The organism is Natronorubrum texcoconense (assembly GCF_900100335.1).
Lineage (GTDB): Archaea > Halobacteriota > Halobacteria > Halobacteriales > Natrialbaceae > Natronorubrum > Natronorubrum texcoconense.
In genome coordinates this window covers 198,336-219,132 of sequence record NZ_FNFE01000004.1, presented here as the reverse complement: position 1 = coordinate 219,132, position 20,797 = coordinate 198,336, and the positions used below count along the sequence as shown (strand labels likewise).

16 protein-coding genes are annotated in these 20,797 nt (G+C 61.8%); 5 read left to right on the top strand and 11 right to left on the bottom strand.

Translation table 11 applies throughout. The annotated features are described in order from the left end of the window. Window positions 1–109: 109 nt before the first annotated feature. The 3 genes from BLT08_RS23395 to BLT08_RS13805 all read left to right on the top strand — a co-directional run bounded on the left by BLT08_RS23395 (window position 110) and on the right by BLT08_RS13805 (window position 5,153). Window positions 110–349, top strand: a complete 240-nt coding sequence (locus BLT08_RS23395; RefSeq protein ID WP_090308419.1) for a DUF7563 family protein — start codon at window positions 110–112, stop codon at window positions 347–349. Between the two features lie 456 nt (window positions 350–805). Next, on the top strand, window positions 806–955 hold the full coding sequence (locus BLT08_RS23055) for a hypothetical protein (RefSeq protein WP_175529311.1): 150 nt from the start codon (window positions 806–808) through the stop codon (window positions 953–955). A 655-nt stretch (window positions 956–1,610) separates the two neighbouring features. After that, on the top strand, window positions 1,611–5,153 hold the full coding sequence (locus BLT08_RS13805; RefSeq protein WP_090308416.1) for a PAS domain-containing sensor histidine kinase: 3,543 nt from the start codon (window positions 1,611–1,613) through the stop codon (window positions 5,151–5,153). Between the two features lie 273 nt (window positions 5,154–5,426). Here the strand turns inward: BLT08_RS13805 and BLT08_RS13800 are convergent, their stop codons facing one another. After that, window positions 5,427–5,807, bottom strand: a complete 381-nt coding sequence (locus tag BLT08_RS13800) for a hypothetical protein (RefSeq protein WP_139171309.1) — start codon at window positions 5,805–5,807, stop codon at window positions 5,427–5,429. Between the two features lie 227 nt (window positions 5,808–6,034). Between BLT08_RS13800 and BLT08_RS13795 the strand changes: the two genes are divergently transcribed. Continuing rightward, the gene (locus tag BLT08_RS13795) at window positions 6,035–6,691 is read left to right on the top strand and encodes a DUF502 domain-containing protein (RefSeq protein ID WP_090308409.1); all 657 of its coding nucleotides are present in this window, start codon (window positions 6,035–6,037) and stop codon (window positions 6,689–6,691) included. A gap of 364 nt (window positions 6,692–7,055) precedes the next feature. Beyond that, window positions 7,056–11,084 carry an LAGLIDADG family homing endonuclease gene (locus BLT08_RS13790; protein ID WP_090308406.1) on the top strand — a complete coding sequence of 1,343 codons (4,029 nt, stop codon included), beginning with the start codon at window positions 7,056–7,058 and terminating at the stop codon, window positions 11,082–11,084. Window positions 11,085–11,138: 54 nt separating this feature from the next. On the opposite strand, the gene BLT08_RS13785 is transcribed toward BLT08_RS13790, so the two are convergent. The 10 genes from BLT08_RS13785 to lysW all read right to left on the bottom strand — a co-directional run bounded on the left by BLT08_RS13785 (window position 11,139) and on the right by lysW (window position 20,739). After that, complete coding sequence (locus BLT08_RS13785; RefSeq protein ID WP_090308404.1) at window positions 11,139–12,038, bottom strand: transcription initiation factor IIB; 900 nt, start codon at window positions 12,036–12,038, stop codon at window positions 11,139–11,141. A gap of 221 nt (window positions 12,039–12,259) precedes the next feature. Further along, window positions 12,260–12,505, bottom strand: coding sequence for a hypothetical protein (locus BLT08_RS13780; protein ID WP_090308401.1), 246 nt, complete (start codon window positions 12,503–12,505; stop codon window positions 12,260–12,262). A gap of 243 nt (window positions 12,506–12,748) precedes the next feature. Beyond that, window positions 12,749–14,026: a threonine synthase gene (gene thrC, locus BLT08_RS13775; RefSeq protein ID WP_090308398.1), complete on the bottom strand. Its 1,278-nt coding sequence runs from the start codon at window positions 14,024–14,026 to the stop codon at window positions 12,749–12,751. A 464-nt stretch (window positions 14,027–14,490) separates the two neighbouring features. Beyond that, window positions 14,491–15,411, bottom strand: coding sequence for an ornithine carbamoyltransferase (argF, locus tag BLT08_RS13770; RefSeq protein ID WP_090308395.1), 921 nt, complete (start codon window positions 15,409–15,411; stop codon window positions 14,491–14,493). After that, window positions 15,411–16,520 (bottom strand): [LysW]-lysine hydrolase, encoded by a 1,110-nt coding sequence (locus BLT08_RS13765; protein ID WP_175529317.1) that lies wholly within the window; start codon window positions 16,518–16,520, stop codon window positions 15,411–15,413. Before BLT08_RS13765 ends, argF begins: the two co-directional genes overlap by 1 nt. Further along, the gene (locus tag BLT08_RS13760) at window positions 16,517–17,671 is read right to left on the bottom strand and encodes an aspartate aminotransferase family protein (RefSeq protein WP_090308388.1); all 1,155 of its coding nucleotides are present in this window, start codon (window positions 17,669–17,671) and stop codon (window positions 16,517–16,519) included. The genes BLT08_RS13765 and BLT08_RS13760 overlap by 4 nt, the downstream gene beginning before the upstream one ends. Further along, complete coding sequence (locus tag BLT08_RS13755) at window positions 17,668–18,534, bottom strand: acetylglutamate/acetylaminoadipate kinase (RefSeq protein WP_090308385.1); 867 nt, start codon at window positions 18,532–18,534, stop codon at window positions 17,668–17,670. Before BLT08_RS13755 ends, BLT08_RS13760 begins: the two co-directional genes overlap by 4 nt. Window positions 18,535–18,617: 83 nt before the next feature. Further along, window positions 18,618–19,694, bottom strand: a complete 1,077-nt coding sequence (argC, locus tag BLT08_RS13750; RefSeq protein ID WP_090308383.1) for an N-acetyl-gamma-glutamyl-phosphate reductase — start codon at window positions 19,692–19,694, stop codon at window positions 18,618–18,620. After that, window positions 19,694–20,578: a lysine biosynthesis protein LysX gene (gene lysX / locus BLT08_RS13745; RefSeq protein ID WP_090308379.1), complete on the bottom strand. Its 885-nt coding sequence runs from the start codon at window positions 20,576–20,578 to the stop codon at window positions 19,694–19,696. The genes argC and lysX overlap by 1 nt, the downstream gene beginning before the upstream one ends. Further along, window positions 20,575–20,739 (bottom strand): lysine biosynthesis protein LysW, encoded by a 165-nt coding sequence (gene lysW, locus BLT08_RS13740; RefSeq protein ID WP_005554620.1) that lies wholly within the window; start codon window positions 20,737–20,739, stop codon window positions 20,575–20,577. Before lysW ends, lysX begins: the two co-directional genes overlap by 4 nt. Window positions 20,740–20,797 lie beyond the last annotated feature (58 nt).

The window sequence follows — 20,797 nt, the reverse complement described above, 5'->3', positions numbered from 1 at the left end:
CTTCCGTTGGTGCAAATCCGGGCGATCCCATACTGTATAACAGTGAAGCGGCGCGTTTTGCTGCTTCACGGCCCTCGTTCTCACATCACGTAGCGGCCGCTTTCTGGAGGTGGTCGGCGTGACGATCGCACCGTGGCCGTCGGTCGACACCTCGACGTGCAAACACTGCGGAGCGTACGTTTCGGGTCGATTCTGCCGCGTTTACGGTGACAACAACGATCGCACCCATCGTTGCGGAGAGCGTAACTCGTACCGCCGACTGACCCGCGGGTCCGCAGCTGGCGTTACCGTCAGCATTCCCGATCCGGAGACGGCCGTCGGTCACCACGGAGGTGAGGCCGATGTCTGAGTTCGTCCGGGCGAGTCAGCTGTACCTCGTCGAGAGTCGGACGCCCATAGCCCATCCAGCCCATCAAGCGACCGATGCCGACGTTCGCTGTGCGCTCGAGAAGCGAGAGGTTCGAACTGACGGCGATAACGCTTCGATCGGTACTGAACGCTCCAAAAAGAGACAGATCGAAAACTGGACGCAGTCAGGTCATAGTGGAAGCGACCATTCATGGCCACATTCTGTACACTCGAAGTCAGTTATTGCCCCTTTGTCAGAAACGTATTTAGCAACCTGTTCTCCCAATCCATCACACTCGGAGCAAAGAGAAGCTATCAATTCCTCTGGAATAAAGAATCGATCGCTCTTCAGTTCTGGCCCCAACTATGCGTGTGGTTCATCTCTCGAAAGCGTCCTTACATCATACAGATGTCGCACACTTCTGCCGGGTACTGAACGCAAGGATGGTGATTCACGGTGAGCGCCGCCGCCGATCGCGATCTCGAGGCGGAGTTGGCGAGCGCGGCCGCCGGTCACGTCCGCATTCCCGTCGACGCAATCTGTTCGGGCTGTGGGCGGACGCACGTCAAACGCGCGCGTCCCGAGGAGATGGACCAGCACCCGTAGGTTGATCTCCACGGGGAAGACATTCCGCTCGGTCCCGATGGAAGCGGCGTCTACATCGCCGACGATCACTTCGGGCGGCTATTCGTCCAGGCGCGGAACTTTGCCGACGCTGGTTGGATTCAGAACCACACCGATCCGACGACTACGCACCTCATTTCGATGCTGCTCGTTCAGGAGTGCCGGATCGCCGACCTCGAGGAGCAACTCGAAATCGTGAACGAGCGTATCAGTAATTCCAGCGAAGATTTCCCCAAAGACTCCACTGACGGCCAGTAGGCTTGCTCCACGCTGCTCGAACGGTCCATCACGTGCCCCTAAGGCCGGGTACTTACGCGGTGAGCAGAGCGCGCGCCGCGCTAGCGAAAATTGGACCTGCCGATACAGAGTCTTACGCTGGGTAAACCCACTAGTACAGGGTAGTGGAACCTCGATAACCGATGTTGTCGAGTCAGTTCAGGAGGGTGACAAGTGGAACGTGTGATGCTCTCCGAAGGTTCTTTTCTGCCTTTGACGTATGTTTTTACCAGAGTGCTGCCGTAATGAGGCGTCCGTGAATTGGACGCTGAGCCCACGTGTGACCTCCGAACAAGGACGCCAGCTCGTGTAGTTCGTAAGCAGCGATTGTTTTAACTTGATCAATGATCTTCGAGCGATAATGAGTACTCGAGCGGGCCCCTCCGACGGGGCAATCTGGGGTGACGTCGACGACGACGTGGCGCTCCACCGATATCGGACACTCGTCAACACGATCGACGACGGCGTGTATCAACTCGATTCGGACGGACGGTTCGTCGCGGTCAACGACGTGATCGTCGAGACGACGGGATATTCACGCGACGACCTCCTCGGCGAGCACGTCTCGCTCGTTCTCACCGATCACGACATCGAACGCACCGAACGTGAAATCCGAAGCCGGATCGAAGCAGAAAACGGGGACATCGCTACTTTCGAACTCGATGTCCAAGCTGCCGATGGCAGTGTGGTTCCCTGTGAACTGCGACTCAACGTGCTGATCGAGGCGGGGGAGTTCCAGGGGACGATCGGCGTTACCCGAGACATCTCCGAAAAAACGCTACGCCAAGAATCACTCCAGTCGGCACAGTCGTCGGTCGACTCGGTCACGAACGTGCTCGACGAGGCCAATATCGGCGTCTTCGTGCTGGACGAAGAGTTCACGATCGCGTGGGCCGACGAGACCATCGGGAAGTACCTCGGCCTCGAGCGCGACGACCTCGTCGGACAGGACAAACGAACGGTACTCGACAAAACGATCAAGCACCGATTCGACGATCCAGATCGATTCGCGGAGAAGGTTCGGGCGACCTACGAAGAGAACCGCCATTTCGAGACGTTCGAGTGTCGCGTCACTGCAGGCGAAACCCGGGAGCCACGCTGGCTCGAACACCAGAGCAAACCGATCGAATCGGGACGGTACGCCGGCGGTCGGATCGAACTGTACTACGATATCACCGACCGAAAACAATCAGAAGACGCTCGCCACGAGAGCGAAGAGCGATTTCAGTCGCTGGTCGGCGCCGTCGAAGAGTACGCGATCTTTCGGCTCGACCGGGATGGCCAGGTCATCAGTTGGAACAACGGGGCAAGAGCGATCAAAGGCTACGACCGCGAGGAGATCCTCGGCGAACACTTCTCGACCTTTTATACTGAGGAGGATCGAGCCGCGGGTATTCCCGAACGGAATCTGAAACAGGCGACCGAAAACGGATCCGTCGAAGACGAAGGGTGGCGGATTAGAAACGATGGCAGTCAGTTCTGGGCGAACGTGACGATCACCGCGATTTGGGGCGACGATGGAACGCACCGCGGCTACCTGAAGGTCACGCGTGATATGACCGACCGGCATCGGCGCAAGCAGGAGCTCGAACACGAACTACAGCGGGTTTTTGATCGATTCTCCGACGCGTTCTACACGCTCGACGAAGAGTACCGTTTCACCCACGTCAATGCCAATGCAGAAGAACTCCTCGGCTACCCGGAAGACGAATTATGCGGGAAGATCTTGTGGGACGTGTTTCCGGAGGCTGTCGGATCGGATCTCTACAACCACTACACCGACGCGATGGAAACCCAGAAGGCGATTTCGTTTGAACGTCACTCGGAACCGCTGGGTATCTGGGCCGAAGTGAACGTCTATCCCTCCGAGACCGGGCTTTCGGTCTACTTTACCGATATCACCGAGCGCAAAGAGCGCGAACGAGAACTCGAGCGGTACGAGCAGACGATCGAGACGATCTGGGACGGTGTCGCGACGCTCGACGCCGACGGCCGGTTCGTGATGGTCAACGAGGCGTTCTGCGAGATGGCTGGCTACGACCACGACGAATTGCTGGGAGAACACGTCACGCTCATCCACGACGAGACGGTCGACAAGCGCGCCGAGGAGTTGAAAGTGGAGATCGTCGAGGAAAAGAGGGAGTACGCGTCGATCGAGTTCGACCTCGAAACCGCCGACGGGGAGACGATCCCAGTCGAGGGCCGGTTCGGGCCGTACGAACTCGAAGACGGATCGATCGGTCGCACGGGTGTTGTCCGCGATATCTCTGAGCGCAAAGAGCGCGAACGGGCGCTGACACGGTTCGAGCAAGCGGTCGAGGAGTCGGGCCACGCGATCTATATGACCGACATCGATGGGGAGATTACGTACGTCAACTCGGCGTTCGAAGAGACGACCGGGTACACAGTTGCGGAAGCGGTCGGGAAGACGCCCAGCATCCTCAGGTCGGACGAACACGACGATTCCTACTACGAAACTCTCTGGGAGACGGTTCGAGCCGGCGACGTGTGGGATGAAGAGATCACCGATCAACGAAAAGACGGCGAACTGTACCACGCCGAGCAGACGATCGCGCCGGTAACCGACGACGACGGCGAAATCGATCGGTTCGTCGCCGTTCAGAACGACATCACCGAGCGCAAAGAGCGCGAACGCGCGCTCGAACAGCGCGCTCGTCAGCAACAGGCCGTCGCCGACCTCGGACAGTACGCGCTCGAAACCGACGATCTTGACGAATTGATGCACGAGGCAGCCCGGCAGGTTGCGGACGTGCTCGACAACGACTACTGCAAGGTACTCGATCTCGATACCGACGAACGGGAACTGGTGTTACGTCAGGGCGTGGGTTGGCAGGAGGGCATCGTCGGTGAAGCAACGGTGTCCTCCGTCGAAGCGGACTCGCAGGCTGCGTACACCTTGGCGAACAATCACCCGATCGTCGTCGAGGATCTCGAGACCGAAACGCGGTTCAGCGGCCCCGAGTTGCTGCGAAGCCACGATGTCCGCAGCGGAATCAGCACCATTATCGGACCGTTCGACGAGGCGTGGGGAATCCTCGGAACGCACGATACCGACCGTCGGGAGTTCACCGACCAGGACGTTACCTTCGTCAGGAGCGTCGCCACCATCCTCGCCGAGGCCATCGAGCGCCACCGGTACCAGCGGGAGCTCGAACAGCTGATAACCGACCTCGAGAAATCAAACGAACGACTTCAAGAATCGAACAAACGACTCGAACAGTTCGCGTACGCCGCCAGCCACGACCTCCAGGAACCCCTTCGGATGGTCTCGAGTTATCTCCAGTTGATCGACCGACGATACGGAGATGCGTTCGACGAGGATGGCGAGGAGTTCCTCGAGTTCGCCATCGACGGTGCCGATCGAATGCGCAAGATGATCGAAGGATTGCTCGCGTATTCGCGGGTCGAAACGCAGGGTGATCCGTTCGAGCCAGTCGACTTGAACGACGTCCTCGAAGCCGTTCGTTCGGATCTGCAGATGCGGATTGCGGAGAGCGATGCCGAGATAACAATCGAGGATCTTCCGCGTGTCGTGGGCGACGCCGGGCAGTTGCGCCAGGTCTTCCAGAACCTCTTGAGCAATGCGATCGAGTACAGCGGCGACCGGCCGCCACGGGTCGACATCGCCGCTGAACGCGATGGCGATGACTGGACCATTTCAGTTCACGACCAAGGGATTGGGATCGAGCCTAGCGACCAGGAGCGCGTCTTCGAGGTGTTCGAGCGACTACACACGCACGAGGAACACTCGGGTACGGGTATCGGACTCGCGCTCTGTCAACGCATCGTCGAACGTCACGGCGGCGAGATTGAACTGGAGTCCGAACCCGGTGAGGGATCGACGTTCTCGTTTACGCTACCGTCGAGCGATTGCGACGAATGAACGACCCGTATCGAACCAGAGGGAGATGTGAGACAGCTATTCACTACGCACGCAGACTTACCGTACCGTACAGATGGTTTTCGTCTGAATAGAACGGCGTGAGAGACGGGATTGACACCACTTCGTGCGGTTGGACGTCGCGAAGATCGGTTCCCCAATGTAAACACGAGACGAGTACCAGCCGTGTGCATATTCAGCCCATAGCCCGCGAGGTCGCCCCGGCCGTCGCGTCGATCACGACGGGTGTCGCCCCTCTTTATAAAAGTACTGTGGTCACATTTCTCCAAGAAGCTTCTTACACCGAACAGAAGCCAGTCCCATTGAAGCGCCTTCGTCAGAGAGAAAAACGTACTCACCGTTCGGATCCTCGAGTAAGGTCTCAATCAGTTTGGCTTCCGCATTTGAGGAGATAAGAATGGCAGGCTGGTTTGGATGGGTACTCCGAAAATGGTCGTAGATCTCCTGTGTTGGCATGTCGATCTCATCGTCGATTGTAATTACGCAACAGGTCCCGCTGAAGTCGTGTTGTTCAATAGCTGAGGGCGGAACGATTTCTTCAACTGTGAGCTGCACCTCTGATTGAGTGATCTCCGCAAGCAACTGTTGCCCCCTCGATTCTTCTGCGACGACCGTTACTCTAGTAGATCCTGACATTAGTGTACCTTATGTCAGCCAGCGCTGTCAATAGATTGCTTTCATGACTCACGAATTCACTTTGAAATCCATTTTAGAGTTATTCAAGATCAATTGTGTCAGAGTATGCTGAAATATACGAGCAAGCACCCGAACAACGGATCGAGCGCAAATACGAACCCGTCACCTAACGCGACGGTCCCTGCAAGCCGAACGACTTCATAACCACACCTGTTCACCCAGAACCCATGCCGGAGCCTCGAGGCGGCCCGAGAACCCTCTTCAAGCGCTGGCTCATCAACGGGATCGCGATCGCGATTCCGCTGGTGATTACGCTCCTGATACTGCTCGTCGTCGTCGATTTCATCCTCGGCGTGCTCTCGCCGGTCGTCCAGGGAATCATCTACGTGCTGCCGAACGATCCGCCGACGGCGGTCGTCCAGTTGGTGACGCTCCTCTCGCTGATCGCGTTCTTCGTCGTGATCGGCATCGTCGCGGAGTACACGCCCGGTCGGTACATCTCGAGGCGCGTTCACGCGACGATGGAGACCATCCCCGGAATCAGCACGGTCTACGAGAGCGTTCGCCGGGCCAGTACCATGTTGCTCGACGACGATACGGAGCAGTTCAAGGACGTGAAACTCGTCGAGTTCCCCCATCGGGACGCCTACATGCTGGCCTTTCTCACCGCGGATACCCCGAGGGTGGTCGAAGAGCGCGTCGACGACGGCACGATGGTGACCGTCATGGTCCCGCTTGGCCCGAATCCGACGACCAACGGGTTCGTGATGCATATGCCAGCCGAGCACGTCTACGACGTCGACATCACCGTCGAGGAGGCCATCCGCTCGATCGCGACGCTCGGCGTCGCCTCCACCGAACTCGGCGAAGCGGAACACGAGTGAAATTATCGACAGTCCGACTGTCACCGGTGATGACCAAAACAGATTGGCAGCACCTACATAACCCAGTAGTCGAAAGCATATGCGTGGCCGAAGCGGCCCACAGGAATACAGGAATGCGGCGTGTGCGCCCCCAGTAGCTCGCTGGCGGCGATTGTCGGACGCGGTGTCACGGCTCGAAGGGAGACTCAGTTTTACCGGTCGTCTCACACTCGAGGTGAGCGACCGCCGTCGGAACGAGACGGGCGCCGAACCCCCGGACTGAGGTGCCCGCGGGCGATTCGATCGGGACGGCTCGAGACGTGGCCGATCAGTTTCGCTCCGCTTTGCCACCATTTATACCCGATGGCGCACCTAAGAGTGTCCAATGGCGCAAGCGGGAAATACGGAACTCGTCGACGCATTCGAGCAGTTCTTCCGCAACTACTACGACAACGAGATCAAGCAGCTTGCGCAACGATACCCCAACGAGCAGCGCTCGCTTCATATCGACTGGCAGGACCTCTACCGGTACGATCCGGATCTCGCGGACGACTATCTCAACCAGCCCGAACAGCTCCAGCGCTACGCCGAGGAGGCGCTGCGGCTGTACGACCTGCCGATCGACGTCAGCCTCGGACAGGCCCACGTCAGGATTCGAGGGCTCCCCGAGACGGAGGCCCCCGAAATTCGGGAGATTCGCGCGCGGGATATGAACTCCCTCGTGCAGGTCCACGGCATCGTCCGGAAGGCTACCGACGTCCGCCCGAAGATCGAGGAGGCCGCCTTCGAGTGCCAGCTCTGTGGCACCCTGACGCGGATTCCCCAGTCCAGCGGCGACTTCCAGGAGCCCCACGAGTGTCAAGGCTGTGAGCGACAGGGACCGTTCAAGGTGAACTTCGATCAGTCGGAGTTCGTCGACTCCCAGAAACTCCGGATGCAGGAGAGCCCCGAAGGGTTGCGCGGCGGGGAAACCCCACAGTCGCTCGACGTCCACATCGAAGACGACATCACCGGCGAGGTCACCCCCGGCGACCACGTCTCCGCGACCGGCGTGTTGCGACTCGAGCAACAGGGCGATCAACAGGAGAAGTCGCCCGTCTTCGACTTCTACATGGAGGGGATGTCCGTCGATATCGACGAAGAGCAGTTCGAGGACATGGACATCACCGACGACGATAAGAAGGCGATCTACGAAATCTCCAACCAGGACGACGTCTACGAGCAGATGGTCGCCTCCATCGCCCCCTCGATCTACGGCTACGAGCAGGAGAAGCTCGCGATGATCTTGCAGCTATTTTCGGGCGTGACAAAGCAGTTGCCCGACGGCTCGAGGATCCGTGGCGACCTGCATATGCTGCTGATCGGTGATCCGGGTACGGGTAAATCGCAGATGATCGGCTACATCAAAAATATCGCCCCTCGAGCAGTCTATACGTCGGGTAAGGGTTCATCCTCTGCAGGGCTTACTGCCGCAGCTGTGAGGGACGACTTCGGTGACGGGCAGCAGTGGACGCTCGAGGCTGGCGCACTAGTTCTCGCCGATCGGGGCATTGCAGCAGTGGACGAACTCGACAAGATGAGGTGTGTCACGGGAGATACACAAGTCCATACTTGTAACGGAATCAAACCAGTTCGTGAACTCGCACACGAAGCGATAGCTGGCGGTTCGATCGAAGAGTACGAAAACGGCCGGACGATTCGAGACGTCGACATGGACGTATGGACCATGGCTGAGAACGGAAACGTGGTCAAACGTGACGTTCTCGCGATCCACGAGTACGACGCACCAAGAGAACTCCGGAGAGTCAAGTTAGAGAGTGGAGAACAGCTAACAACTACTGCAGACCATCCGTTCTTCATCTTGGAAGATGGAGAGCGTAAAGAACGTCAAGCACAGCATCTTCACGAAGGCGACTGGGTATATGTTCCTGAGAAGATTCCAGCGGAGATTACGGACGGCGGAGTCAGTATACTACCAGCCTCCGATGCAGAACCAGAGGTCGATCACATAACTGCCGCTCACGGGGCGATTTTGGGCTATATCGCTGGTGACGGGAACATCTTCTACGATCGAAAGGGCGGTAGCTATGGATTCCGCTTTACGAACAAGGAGGAAGAACTTCTGACCGACTTCGAAGAGGCCTGCGAGGTAGCGTTCAATACGGAAGCCGTCCGTCACCCCAGCGAGCAACGGAGTGACGGTGTCGAAACGGTCCGTGTCCACGGAAAACAGTACGTCGACAACCTTCTCGAGTCGGGAGCGAACCTCGAGACGTATGACGGAAAACGACTCCCCGAAACGATAACCAACGCATCCCGAGAGACGAAAGCAGCGTTTGTTCGCGCTCTCGCAGATTCCGAAGGAACGGTCGATGAACGAGCCGTCAAAATCCATTCCTCGAGCTATGAACTGCTCCTCGGAACGAAGATGCTCCTGCTCGAGTTCGGTATCTCGAGCCAGATCCAGACCCGGCATCACGATAAGAAGCGGGATTTGTTCATTCTCGCCATTACGTCCGACCAATCACTCAACGCGTTCGAGCGACACATCGGATTTACTCTCGGCCGAAAGCAGCATGCTCTGGAACGGGCTTGCGAACGGACGACGGGCACCCGAACTGTCTTAGACGTATTGCCCGAATGCGGTGAGTTATTTGAACAGGCCCGCGGTGCACTCCGATTGCATCAATCCGAGTGCGGTCTCGAGAGCGATGCGACCTACTGCAACTTCGAAAACGGGGATGCAAACGCATCGCTCCGACTCTCGAAAAGGATACTCGAAACGTTCGAGGAGCGAAAAGCGGCGGCCGGCGACCATCACAAAGAACTTGCTTCCGAGACATCCTGGGAGCGGCTTGCAGAACTTCGAGAGCAGTACCACGTCTCACAGCGGGAATTGGCCGCCGAAATGTCGCTTTCTCAGCAGCAGTTATCCGCTCGATGGGGAACTGATACCGACCTCCGAGAGCGAGTTCGGAACCGACTTCGTGAGCAACTTACAACGCCTGCTTCGCTCAATCTTGAGCCGCTCCGAACGCTGGTTGAGAGCGATGTGAAATGGCGTCGCGTAAAGACAGTAGACTCGGTAGACTCCCGGGAACATACCGACACCAGAGTTCGGGTTCTTGAACAACAACTTGCTGACGAACTCGGTGCATCCACCGTCGATTCGATTCGAGAGCGAGCACGGTCCTTGCTCGAGACGGACGAACCGGCTGAAACGTGGGATGAGCTCCGTGGCCAACTCGAAGCGTACGGAATTTCGTTCCAACAAGTTGCCAAAGAGATGGAGGTCGCAGGCTCGACGGTCTCACGGTGGTTCTCGGGAACCGTTGAAGTCAACAACTTCGAAACTGTCCAATCCGTCTGCACAGCATTACTCGACGAGAAACGACAGAGTATCTCAGAACTTCTCGAAGAAATCGACCGTCGGGACCTGTCTCGCGTGTACGACCTCACCGTCGAAGGAACGCACAACTTCATCGCGAACGGGATGGTCGTCCACAACTCCGAGGACCGCAGTGCCATGCACGAAGCCCTCGAGCAGCAGAAAATTTCGGTCTCCAAGGCGGGGATCAACGCCACCCTCAAGTCCCGCTGCTCGCTTCTCGGCGCCGCAAACCCCAAGTACGGTCGCTTCGACCACTACGAGCCGATCAGCGAGCAGATCGACCTCGAGCCGGCGCTCATCTCCCGATTCGATCTGATCTTCACCGTCACCGACGAGCCGGACGAGGAGAAAGACCGGAACCTCGCCGAACACATCATCAACACCAACTACGCCGGCGAGTTGACGACCCAACAGAAGCAGATGAACACGATGGACGTCTCGAGCGAGGAGATCGAGGAGATGACCGAGAAGGTCGACCCCGAGATCGATGCCGACCTCCTGCGGAAGTACATCGCCTACTCGAAGCAGAACTGCCATCCGCGGATGACGGAGGTGGCTCGCGAGGCGATCCGAGATTTCTACGTCGACCTGCGCTCGAAGGGGACCGACGACGACGCGCCGATCCCGGTGACGGCGCGAAAGCTCGAGGCGCTCGTCCGTCTCTCGGAGGCCAGCGCTCGGGTGCGGCTCTCGGATACGGTCGAAGAGTCGGACGCGAACCGCGTCATCGAGATCGTTCGCTCGTGTCTACAGGATATCGGGGTCGACCCCGAGACGGGCGAGTTCGACGCGGACATCGTCGAGGCGGGCACCTCGAAGTCTCAGCGCGACCGGATCAAGAACCTCAAACAGCTCATCAGCGACATCGAGGAGGAGTACGACGACGGGGCGCCGGTCGACATCGTCATGGAGCGGGCCGAAGAGATCGGGATGGACCAGTCCAAAGCCGAACACGAGATCGAGAAGCTCAAGCAGAAAGGTGAGGTCTACGAGCCGAGTATGGACAACCTCCGAACGACGTAATCGAACCGACTGTAGACGACGCCGGGGTCGACGATAGCGCTCGAGGGCGGTCAGTCACAGCTTTCGGATCGTTTGTACGGTCGACCGAACCGTCGCCGGTGCAACGTCGGCGACGTCGGCCGCCGCAGCCTGCGTGACCGTCGGCCACTCCTCGCGTTCGCCGGCCGCCTCGTAGAGACAGCCCGCCGCGACGCCGCTGGGGTTGCGCCCACTGACCGCCCCGTTCTGCAGCAACGTGGACGCAAACTCGTGGGCGCGGCGCTCGACGGCCGTCCCGAGGTCGAGTTTCGAGGCGTACCGTGGCAGATACTGTGTCGGATCGATCGGACCGGTAGGCAGCCCGAGTTCCCGGTTGAGCGCATCGTAGGCGACGGTGAGTTCGTCGTCGCTGGCGCGAGCGACGGTCGTCACCTCGGCGATCGTTCGCGGATTCGACTGCGTTCGACAGGTCGCATACACCGATGCAGCGGCGAACCCCTCGAGTGACCGTCCCGGAAAGAGACCCTCGGATTGGGCCGATTCGAACAGGATACACGCCTGTTCCCTGACTGAGTCGGGAAGCGACAGCGAGACGTTGACCCGCTGAATTTCGGTGAATCCGTACACCTGATTGCGTTTGGCCTTCGTGGAGATTCGAGCACGATTGTGTTCTCGGCGAAGCCGGGTAATCTGGCGTCGTTTCCGACCGGTGAGTCGAGACCGGTAGTCGGCGTTCGAGCCGGAGCCGTAGCCGATCTCCGTCGAGAGCCCACGGTCGTGTCTCGAGCGAGTCAACGGGGCACCAGTCCGCCGACGGTCGGTCTCCTCCTCATCGAACGAACGCCACTCGGGGCCGCGGTCGATCGAATCCTCCGCAGAGACGAGTCCGCAGTCCTCACAGATAGTTTCAGTTCCCCTCGTTCGTAATCTGCCGTCGCATTCGGGACAGTCGGAAGTTGAGTTAACATCAACCATTGGTTATTTCCATTCCGTATGTGATTTGAGGTTCGCGATGGTATTTAAAATGTAGGATGGGTAACGAGAATAATTACGCGAACGGCGTCCGATCGATAACTCGGTGCATCCGTAAGAAGGAGCCGAGCAACCGGTCGACGGTCGGAGCCCACGGCAGCGAAGCGGCCGGTCGAACGTGCAGTCGTTTCAGGATATTCGGTCGAACGACGAATCGTCGAAGCTCAGTGCGACAACCCGAGAAGTCGTTTCAGAGAGGAGCCGGATCGCGCCGTCGACGCCGACGACTCGTCGGCTGATGCCTCGCGCTCCGCGAGGAGGTGCTCGTATCGGTCGATGACGGTCTGTCGTCGGCGCTCGCTCGTCTCGAGTGCGCGTTCGAGTGCTGCGACCTGCAAGCGCAACTGTGTTCGTTCGATCCGAGCGTGGAGGGGTGGCTTCGCGGGCGTCGTGCGATCAGTTCCCCCCACGCTCGAGGGATGGCTGGACACGGAATCAGCCGTTCGCTCGGAGGGCGATCGTCCTCGCGCTGCCACGAGTTCGTCAGTGGGGGACGTTCCGGCGGGAGGTCGGTGCTCGACGGACATGGATACGGCTTCGCACGCAGGCCGGAAAAAGCTCAGTCAGTCGGCCGTCAGACGCGTCTGACGCAGGTCGTGCGCCTGAATGACACAGTCAGTTAGTTCCGGAGATGCTCGAGCACGCCGTCGGATCTACCGCTCCGACGAGCCCTCGCTCGCGAGGCTCGCGAGCACGCCCTCGAGATCGTTCGGCACCGGTTCGGGATCGGCACCCGCTGCTGCCGCGGCGTCGGGGTCCTTGAGCAGGTGACCGGTCGTCAGGCAGGCGACGCGCTCGTCGTCGTCGACGATCCCCTCGCGCCGGAGCTTCCGCAGGCCTGCAATGGAGGCCGCAGAGGCGGGTTCGACACCGATTCCCTCACTGGCGACGTCCCGTTGGGCCTCGGTGATCTCCTCGTCGGAGACCGCGACGGCGGTGCCGCCGGTCTCGCGGATGCCGGGCAATGCCTTCGGTGCGTTGACCGGGTTCCCGATTCGGATCGCCGTCGCGCGCGTCTCGACCTCCTCCCAGCGCGTCACTTCGTCCGCGCCGTTTTCGATCGCTTCGACCATCGGCGCTGCGCCTTCGGCCTGGACACCCGTCAGTTTGGGCACGTCATCCTCCGCGAGTTCGCCCGCCTGAACGAGTTCGCGGAAGGCCTTGTACAGCGCCGAGGTGTTCCCGGCGTTGCCCACGGGCAGCACGATTCGGTCCGGAACGGTGTCGTAGTCGGCGAGGAAACCCTCGAGGATTTCGAGGCCGATCGTCTTCTGGCCCTCGAGTCGGAACGGATTCAGCGAGTTCAGCAGGTAGGCCTCGCCCTGGCCGGCCAGCTCCTGGACGATGTCGAGGCAGGCGTCGAAGTTCCCGTCGACCTCGAGGATGCGAGCGCCGTGGAGACTCGCTTGGGCGATCTTCCCCGCCGCGACCTTCCCCGCGGGAAGGAGCACGAGCGTCTCCATCCCGCCGCGGGAGCCGTAGGCCGCGAGGGCTGCGCTCGTGTTGCCCGTCGAGGCGCAGGCCAGCCGGTCGACGCCGAGTTCCTTGGCGACCCGGACGCCGACGGTCATCCCGCGGTCCTTGAACGAACCCGTCGGGTTCATCCCCTCGTGTTTGATTCGCAGCGCCTCGACGCCGATATCCTCCTCGAGGCTGGGCACCTCGTACAGGGGCGTCGCGCCCTCCTGAATCGAGACGCCGGAGTCGAACGGCAGGGCGGCGGCGTAGCGCCAGACGCCCTGTCCCTCGAAGTCGTCGAACGTCGGCAGCTCGTCGTAGCGGACCTCGAGCAGCCCGTCACACTCGTCGCAGGTGTAACGGATGTCGTCGAACGGAGCGAACGTTTCGCCGCACTCGATACACTCGAGCCAGACGCCGTCGTCGGCGTCGTCGGGCGCTGCCGGCTGGTCGGCGGAGAGACTGAGACTCATTATCGGCCGAGAGGGGGGCGAGGGAGAAAAAGCACGTGGGTTCGGCGGTCTCGCAGCTCCGAACTCGTCGACGGAACGGCCAAAAACGAGCGCCTCGGTCGATCCGCGCAGTCTATCGCCTGTTCACCATCCCCCGCACTCGCTCACGACAGATGCAGTGCCAGCAGGGCCGCCGGCCCGAGCAGCATGATCAGCGTGGCGAGCAGTACTCTGAACGACATCTCCCGCTCGGAACGATTTGAACGCCACATATAACCACAGGAGATAGTTCATAGCGTCTACCGGACCTGTCGAGGGACAATACCGTATTTACTCGAATAATGTTCGGATTATCGACCGGAAGGGGGCACGTACCGACGGAGGGGGTGGCCGCCGAGCGTCGACGGCCGCCGATGCGATGACTTCGCGTCCGCGACTCGAGGGGAATACTGAAGCTCAACCGCAGAAAAGTGATGCGCGATCGGTCACTCGAGCAGCCAGCTCAACAGCGCCTTCTGGGCGTGCAACCGATTCTCCGCCTGGTCGAAGACGATCGATCGGTCGCTCTCGATGACATTGTCGGTAATCTCCTCGCCGCGGTGGGCGGGCAGACAGTGCATGACCGACGCGTCCGGCGCGTGCTCGAGTAGCTCCGAGCGAACCTGAAAGCCCTCGAAGGCGTCCATTCGGACGTCGTACTCGTCCTCCTGGCCCATGCTGGTCCAGACGTCGGTGTAGACGACGTCGACATCGGAGACGGCCTCGACCGGATCGGTCGTCACCGTCGGATCGCCGCCGAGGTCTCGAGCGCCCTCCAGTACGTCGTCGTCGATCCCGTACCCGTCGGGCGTGGCGACCGTCAGATCGATTCCGGCGATGGCACAGCCCAGCACGAACGACTGGGCGACGTTGTTGCCGTCGCCGATCCAAGCCGCGGAAACGTCTTCGAACCCACCCTCTTCCTCGCGGATCGTCAACAGATCGGCGAGCGTCTGACAGGGGTGGGCGTCGTCGGTGAGCCCGTTGACGACCGGAACCGAGGCGTACTCCGCGAACACCTCGATGTTCTCGTGTTTGAAGACGCGAGCCATCACGGCGTCGACGTACCGCGAGAGGGTTCGCGAGGTGTCTTTCAGCGGCTCGCCGCGGCCCAGTTGGATGTCGTCCTCGCCGAGGAAGACGGCGTGGCCGCCGAGCTGGGTCATCCCGGTCTCGAAGGAGACGCGGGTGCGCGTACTCGGCTTCTGGAAGATCATCCCCAGCGTCTGGCCGTCCAGATCGGGATGCTCCTCGCCTCGTTGCTGGGCCTGTTTGTACGTCTCCGCACGGTCGAGGACCGACTCGAGTTCGGCCGCCGAGAGATCGTCGATCTCGAGGAAGTGACGGACGTCGGCGTCGCCCGACATCAGTCGTCACCTCCGCGGAGCGTCGTCGCGACGCGTTCTAAGACCTCGACCGAGCGATCGAACTCGACGAGCGAGAGGCGTTCGTCCGGCGCGTGATCGAGGTCGGAGTTGCCGGGGCCGTAGGTGACCATCGGACAGTCCCAGACGCCGGCGTAGAGGTTCATGTCGCTGGTACCGGTCTTGCGCAGGAGCCGCGGATCGCTGCCCCCCTTCCGGATCGCCGCGCGGAACGCCCGGGCGACCTCGGTCCGTGGGCTCTCCATCACCGGCGGAATCGGCTCGGCCCAGGAGACGGTCCCGATCTCGAGACCGGCTTCGGCGGTCTCGCGGACCGTTTCGGCGTCCAGCGACGGCGGGATCCGCAGTTGCACGTCGAGCGTCGCTTCGACCGAGAGCCCGTCGTCGCTGATCCCGCCGTTCATGTCGACGGGTTTGGCGGTGACGCGCTCGAAGACGGCCGTGTACTCGTCGTCCTCGAAAGCGTCTTCGACCCCTGACCACCAGTTGGTCGCGTGCTGGATCGCGTTCGGTTCGGGACGCGAGGTGTGGCCGGACTCGCTGGTCGCGACGTAGGTGCCTGCTAAAAATCCGCGGTAGCCGAGCGTGATGCCCGTCGCACCGCTTGGCTCGCCGTTGACGACGGCGCGGGGTTCCTCGCGATCCTCGACGAGATGGCGCGCACCGCGCGAGTTCGTCTCCTCGCCGACGACGCCGACGAAGGAGACGCCCGTGCGGACGGCGGCGGCTGCCATCGCGGCCAGCGGGCCGGTGGCGTCGACGCTGCCGCGGCCCCAGAGGATATCCTCGCCGGTCTCTTCGGCGACCTCCCGCTCGACGTCGGTCTCGTCGGCCGACGTTACCTCGACCGGAATCTCGCCGGGCACGGTGTCGACGTGAGAGGTCAGGAGGACGGCGTCGTCCGCGGGTGCGCGAACGTTGCCGACCTCGTCGATCCACGCCTCGCGGCCGTAAGCGTCGAAGAAGTCGACGAGTCGCTCCGCGGCCTCCGCCTCGTCGCTCGAGGGCGACGGAATCGACACGAGGTCGATCAGGAGTTGGCGCGCGTCCTCGAGCGAGACGTCGGTCGTGTCTTCCATGGCTGCACTCATGATTCGGCACTCGCCTCGGGGGCGACGATCTCGGTCAGTGCGTCCACGAGTTGATCGGCCTCCGCCTCGTCGATCACGAGCGGCGGGAGCAGACGCAGGACGGTTCGACCAGCCGGAAGCGCCAGAATCTGGTGATCCATCGCCAGGTCGCGAGCGACGCGGTTCGCGCCGCGTTTGAGCTCGACACCGATGAGCAGACCGTCACCGCGGACCTCGCGCACTGCGTCGCCGAGTGCGGCCTCGAGTTCCGCCGTGAGATAGTCGCCCATCTCGGCGGCGTGGGCGGGCCACTCCTCCTCGACGAGCGTCGAGACGGTCGCGTGGACGGCCGCGGAGACGACGGGACCGCCGCTGAACGTGGCGTTGTGCGAGGCCGCGCCGTCGGCGATCCAGTCCTGCACGGCGACGGCACCGACGGGCAGGCCGTTGCCCAGGCCCTTCGCCGTCGTGAGCACGTCGGGCGTGACGCCCGCGCGCTGGCAGGCCCACATCTCGCCCGTCCGGCCCATGCCGGTCTGGACCTCGTCGAAGACGAGCGCCGCACCGGTTTCGTCGGTCAGTTCGCGAGCGGTCTCGAGGTAGCCCGCGGGCGGGACGTTGATCCCGCCTTCGCCCTGGATCGGCTCGAGGATGACGGCTGCGGTTCCGTCGTCCACGGCGGCCGCGAGTTCCTCGCTATCGCCGTAGGGGACGAACTCCACGTCGCCGGCGAGGGGCTCGAACGGCTCCTTGTACTTGTCTTTCCAGGTCGCCGCGAGCGAGCCCATCGTCCGGCCGTGGAACGAACGGGTCGCCGCGATGATCTTCGACTCGCCGGTCGCCGAGCGGGCGAACTTCAGCGCGGCCTCGTTAGCCTCGGTCCCGGAGTTACAGAACCAGGCGGACTCGAGTCCGTCGGGCGTCGCCGCGACGAGCGCGGCGTAGGCGTCCTCCCGGGACTGCACGGGATAGGAGGAGTCGACGAACGTCAGCTTGCCGACCTGCTCCTGGACGGCCTCGACGACCGCGGGGTGGCTGTGACCCAGCGGCGTGCACGCGAAACTCGCGCCGGCGTCGAGGTACTCCGTGCCGTCTGCGGTGTAGAGGTACGGGCCCTCGCCGCGTTCGATACCGATCGGCTTGCTGCCGGAGATGAAGTCGTGGTCGCTCATTTGGCGGCCTCCTGTGCCGTTTCGTCCTCCGTCTCGAGCACGCCGGGTTCGAGGGTCGTCCCCTCGCCCGCGAGCGCGCTCGTGATCGGTGCGTCGGCGTTCGCCGTCGCGACGATAACGGACGACGCGCCACCCTCGAGGGCCTCCTCGGCGGCCATGACCTTCTTGGTCATGAACCCTTCAGCGGCGGATTTGACCGCGGAGAACTCCTCGGGCGTGGACGCCGAATCGATCTTCGTCGACTCGTCGTCGGGATCCTCGTAAATTCCCGAGACGTCCGTGAGAAGCACCAGGTCCGCGTCGAGTGCGCCTGCAATCGCCGCGGCGGCGCGGTCGGCGTCGGCGTTGACCGCCGTGTAGCCGCCCGACTTCTCCTTGCCCAGCATCGGGACGGAGACGACGGGCGTGTAGCCGCCCGCGAGGACGGTCTCGAGCAGGTCCGCGTTCACGGACTCGATCTTGCCCGAGTGGTCGCCGCGCTTGATCTTCTTCTTGCCGTCTTCTTTCACGCGGACGGCGGACTTGCGTTTCCCTTCGAGCAGTTTGCCGTCGGTGCCCGAGAGTCCGACCGCATTCACCTCGAGGGTCTGCAGGCTCTCCACGAGATCCGTGTTGAGCTTGCCCGGCATCACCATCTTGAAGACGTCCATCGTGTCCTCGTCGGTGAAGCGTCCGACGACGCCGCCGGGGGTCTCGACGTAGGTGGGCTCCTCGCCGAGTTCCTCTAAGGTCTCGTCGACGGCGGTCGATCCCCCGTGGGTGAGGACGACATCTTCGCCGTCTTCGACGAGGCTCGCGACGTCCGCGAGTGCCCCTTCGGGGTCGACGGCGCGCGCGCCGCCGATCTTGACCACGGTCGTCACGCGAGCCACCTCCGGTGGCGAGTGTGACTAGACAAGTCGCAGCCCGCACAGCAATGCGAGCAGGAACGTCTTGGCGTAGTCATTTACGGTGCCCCCACGGGATGGAGCCCCGTAAATTCGAGTCCGGCCGTCTCCTCGAGCCCCAGCGCGATGTTGGCGGCGTGGACCGCCTGTCCCGCCGAGCCTTTCATCATGTTGTCGATGGCGGAGAAGACGACGATGCGCTTGTTCGAGGGATCGAGTTCGAAGCCGACTTCGGCGAGGTTCGTCCCCGCGACGGCCTTCGGTTCGGGGTAGCGATAGACCCCGGAGCCACCGGCGGCCATGCGGACGAACGGCTCGTCCTCGTAGCAGCCGCGGTAGGCCTTCCAGAGGTCGCCCTTCGAGACGGGGCCGCTCGGGAAGACGTGACTCGTCGCGCTCGCGCCGCGGATCATATCCACGGCGTGGCAGGTGAACGCGACGCTCGTGCCGAGGAACTGCTCGATTTCGGCCTCGTGGCGGTGTCCCGTCGGCGCGTAGGGACGCACGACGCCCGAGCGCTCGGGGTGGCTCGAGGCCTCGCCGCCGCCGGCACCTCCCTCGGAGGAGCCGACTTTGACGTCGACGACGACTTGTTCTCCACCCTCGAGAATGCCGTGCTCGAACAGCGGGTACAGACCCAGAATCGTCGCGGTGGCGTTACAGCCGCCGCCGGCGATCAGGCCCGCACCCGAGAGGTTCTCGCGGTTGATCTCGGGCAGGGCGTACTCGGCCTTTTCGAGGTACTCCGGCGCGTCGTGGCCGTCGTACCACTCCTCGTACTGCGCTTCCGTGTTCAGACGGAAGTCGGCAGAGAGATCGACGACGGTGTCGGCGATCTCGAAGAACTCGTCGATCTGGCCCATCGAGACGCCGTGTGGCGTCGCAGCGAACAGGACGTCGACGGACTCGAGATCCTCGGGTTCGGTAAAGCGCAGGTCCGAGCCGCGAAGCGGCGGATGGACGGAGCCGACGCTCTTGCCGGCCTTCGAGCGGCTGGTGACTTCCGTGATCTCGAAGTTCGGATGGCCGGCGAGCAGTCGCAGGAGTTCGCCGCCCGTGAATCCGCTCCCGCCGATGACGCTCGCGGTGACCGTCTCGGCGTTCGCGTCGGCGCCGGTCTCGGTGCCGACCGCCATCAGACGGTCACCTCGAGTTCGTCGTCGGTCTCGGCGGCCGCTTTCGACTCGAGCCAGTCGACGACGGTGCCGGCGATGTCGGTGTCGACGGCGCCGTCGAGCGCTTTGAACTCGACGGTGTGGTTGACCTCGTGGACGGTGTATCCGTCCTCAGTCTCCATCAGGTCGATCCCGAGCAGGCCGCCGCCGACGGCATCGCTGGCCTTTTTCACCAACTCTTTCGCTTCCTCGTCGGGCTCGAAGACGTCCGTCTCCGCGCCTTTCGCGGCGTTCGTGATCCAGTGGTCCGAGGAACGGACCATGCCGGCGATCGGTTCGCCGTCGGTCGCGAGCACGCGGATGTCGCGGCCGGGTTTGTCGACGAACTCCTGGACGTAGAACACCTTGTGCTCGTAGTGGCCCAGCGTCGCCTTGTGCTCCAGAATCGCCTCCGCAGCGTCGGGCGAGTCGATTTTGGCCATCAGGCGACCCCAGGACCCGACGACGGGTTTGAGGACGCAGGGGTAGCCGAAGTCCTCGATGGCTTCCATCGCGGTCTCCTTGGTGAATGCAACTTTCGTCGCAGGCGTGGGGACGCCGGCTTTCTCGAGCGCTAAGCTGTTCTTCACTTTGTCCGCACAGATGTCGGCGGTCTCGTGGCTGTTGACCACGGGGATGCCGTAGGCCTCGAAGAACTGCGTGGCGTACAGGCTTCGGCTCGTGGCGAGACAGCGGTCGACGACGATGTCGAGGTCCGCGAACTCCTCGGGGACCTCGCTGATGTCGAACGTCTGTTTGCGGACGTCGATCTTGGTGATCTCGTGGTCGCGCTCGCGAAGCTCGTTGAGGAGGAGCTTCTCGTCTTTGCGGATTCGTGAGTAGAGTATTCCTATTTGCAAGGTCACTCACCCCAGTCCTCTTCGAGCTCCGGGGCTCGCTCGAGGACTGGCGGCTCAGTGTCGACGACTTCTAGCTCTGCTCCACAGGTCGTACAGTCAACGATCTCTCCAACTTCCAGATCGTCGTGCAGGGACACCTCAGCCCCACACTCGACGCATTCGGTCATTGTACCTGCAACTGAGAGCCGATGACCCTTAAAGCCTTCGAACTTAACAGCAAAATTA

Bases quoted from the DNA above. Each gene is read 5' to 3' on its own strand.
- BLT08_RS13805 (WP_090308416.1), top strand. From the start codon at position 1,611: ATGAGTACTCGAGCGGGCCCCTCCGACGGGGCAATCTGGGGTGACGTC.
- BLT08_RS13800 (WP_139171309.1), bottom strand. From the start codon at position 5,807: ATGTCAGGATCTACTAGAGTAACGGTCGTCGCAGAAGAATCGAGGGGG.
- BLT08_RS13795 (WP_090308409.1), top strand. From the start codon at position 6,035: ATGCCGGAGCCTCGAGGCGGCCCGAGAACCCTCTTCAAGCGCTGGCTC.
- BLT08_RS13790 (WP_090308406.1), top strand. From the start codon at position 7,056: ATGGCGCAAGCGGGAAATACGGAACTCGTCGACGCATTCGAGCAGTTC.
- BLT08_RS13785 (WP_090308404.1), bottom strand. From the start codon at position 12,038: ATGGTTGATGTTAACTCAACTTCCGACTGTCCCGAATGCGACGGCAGA.
- thrC (WP_090308398.1), bottom strand. From the start codon at position 14,026: ATGAGTCTCAGTCTCTCCGCCGACCAGCCGGCAGCGCCCGACGACGCC.
- argF (WP_090308395.1), bottom strand. From the start codon at position 15,411: ATGTCGGGCGACGCCGACGTCCGTCACTTCCTCGAGATCGACGATCTC.
- BLT08_RS13765 (WP_175529317.1), bottom strand. From the start codon at position 16,520: ATGAGTGCAGCCATGGAAGACACGACCGACGTCTCGCTCGAGGACGCG.
- BLT08_RS13760 (WP_090308388.1), bottom strand. From the start codon at position 17,671: ATGAGCGACCACGACTTCATCTCCGGCAGCAAGCCGATCGGTATCGAA.
- argC (WP_090308383.1), bottom strand. From the start codon at position 19,694: ATGGCGGTCGGCACCGAGACCGGCGCCGACGCGAACGCCGAGACGGTC.
- lysW (WP_005554620.1), bottom strand. From the start codon at position 20,739: ATGACCGAATGCGTCGAGTGTGGGGCTGAGGTGTCCCTGCACGACGAT.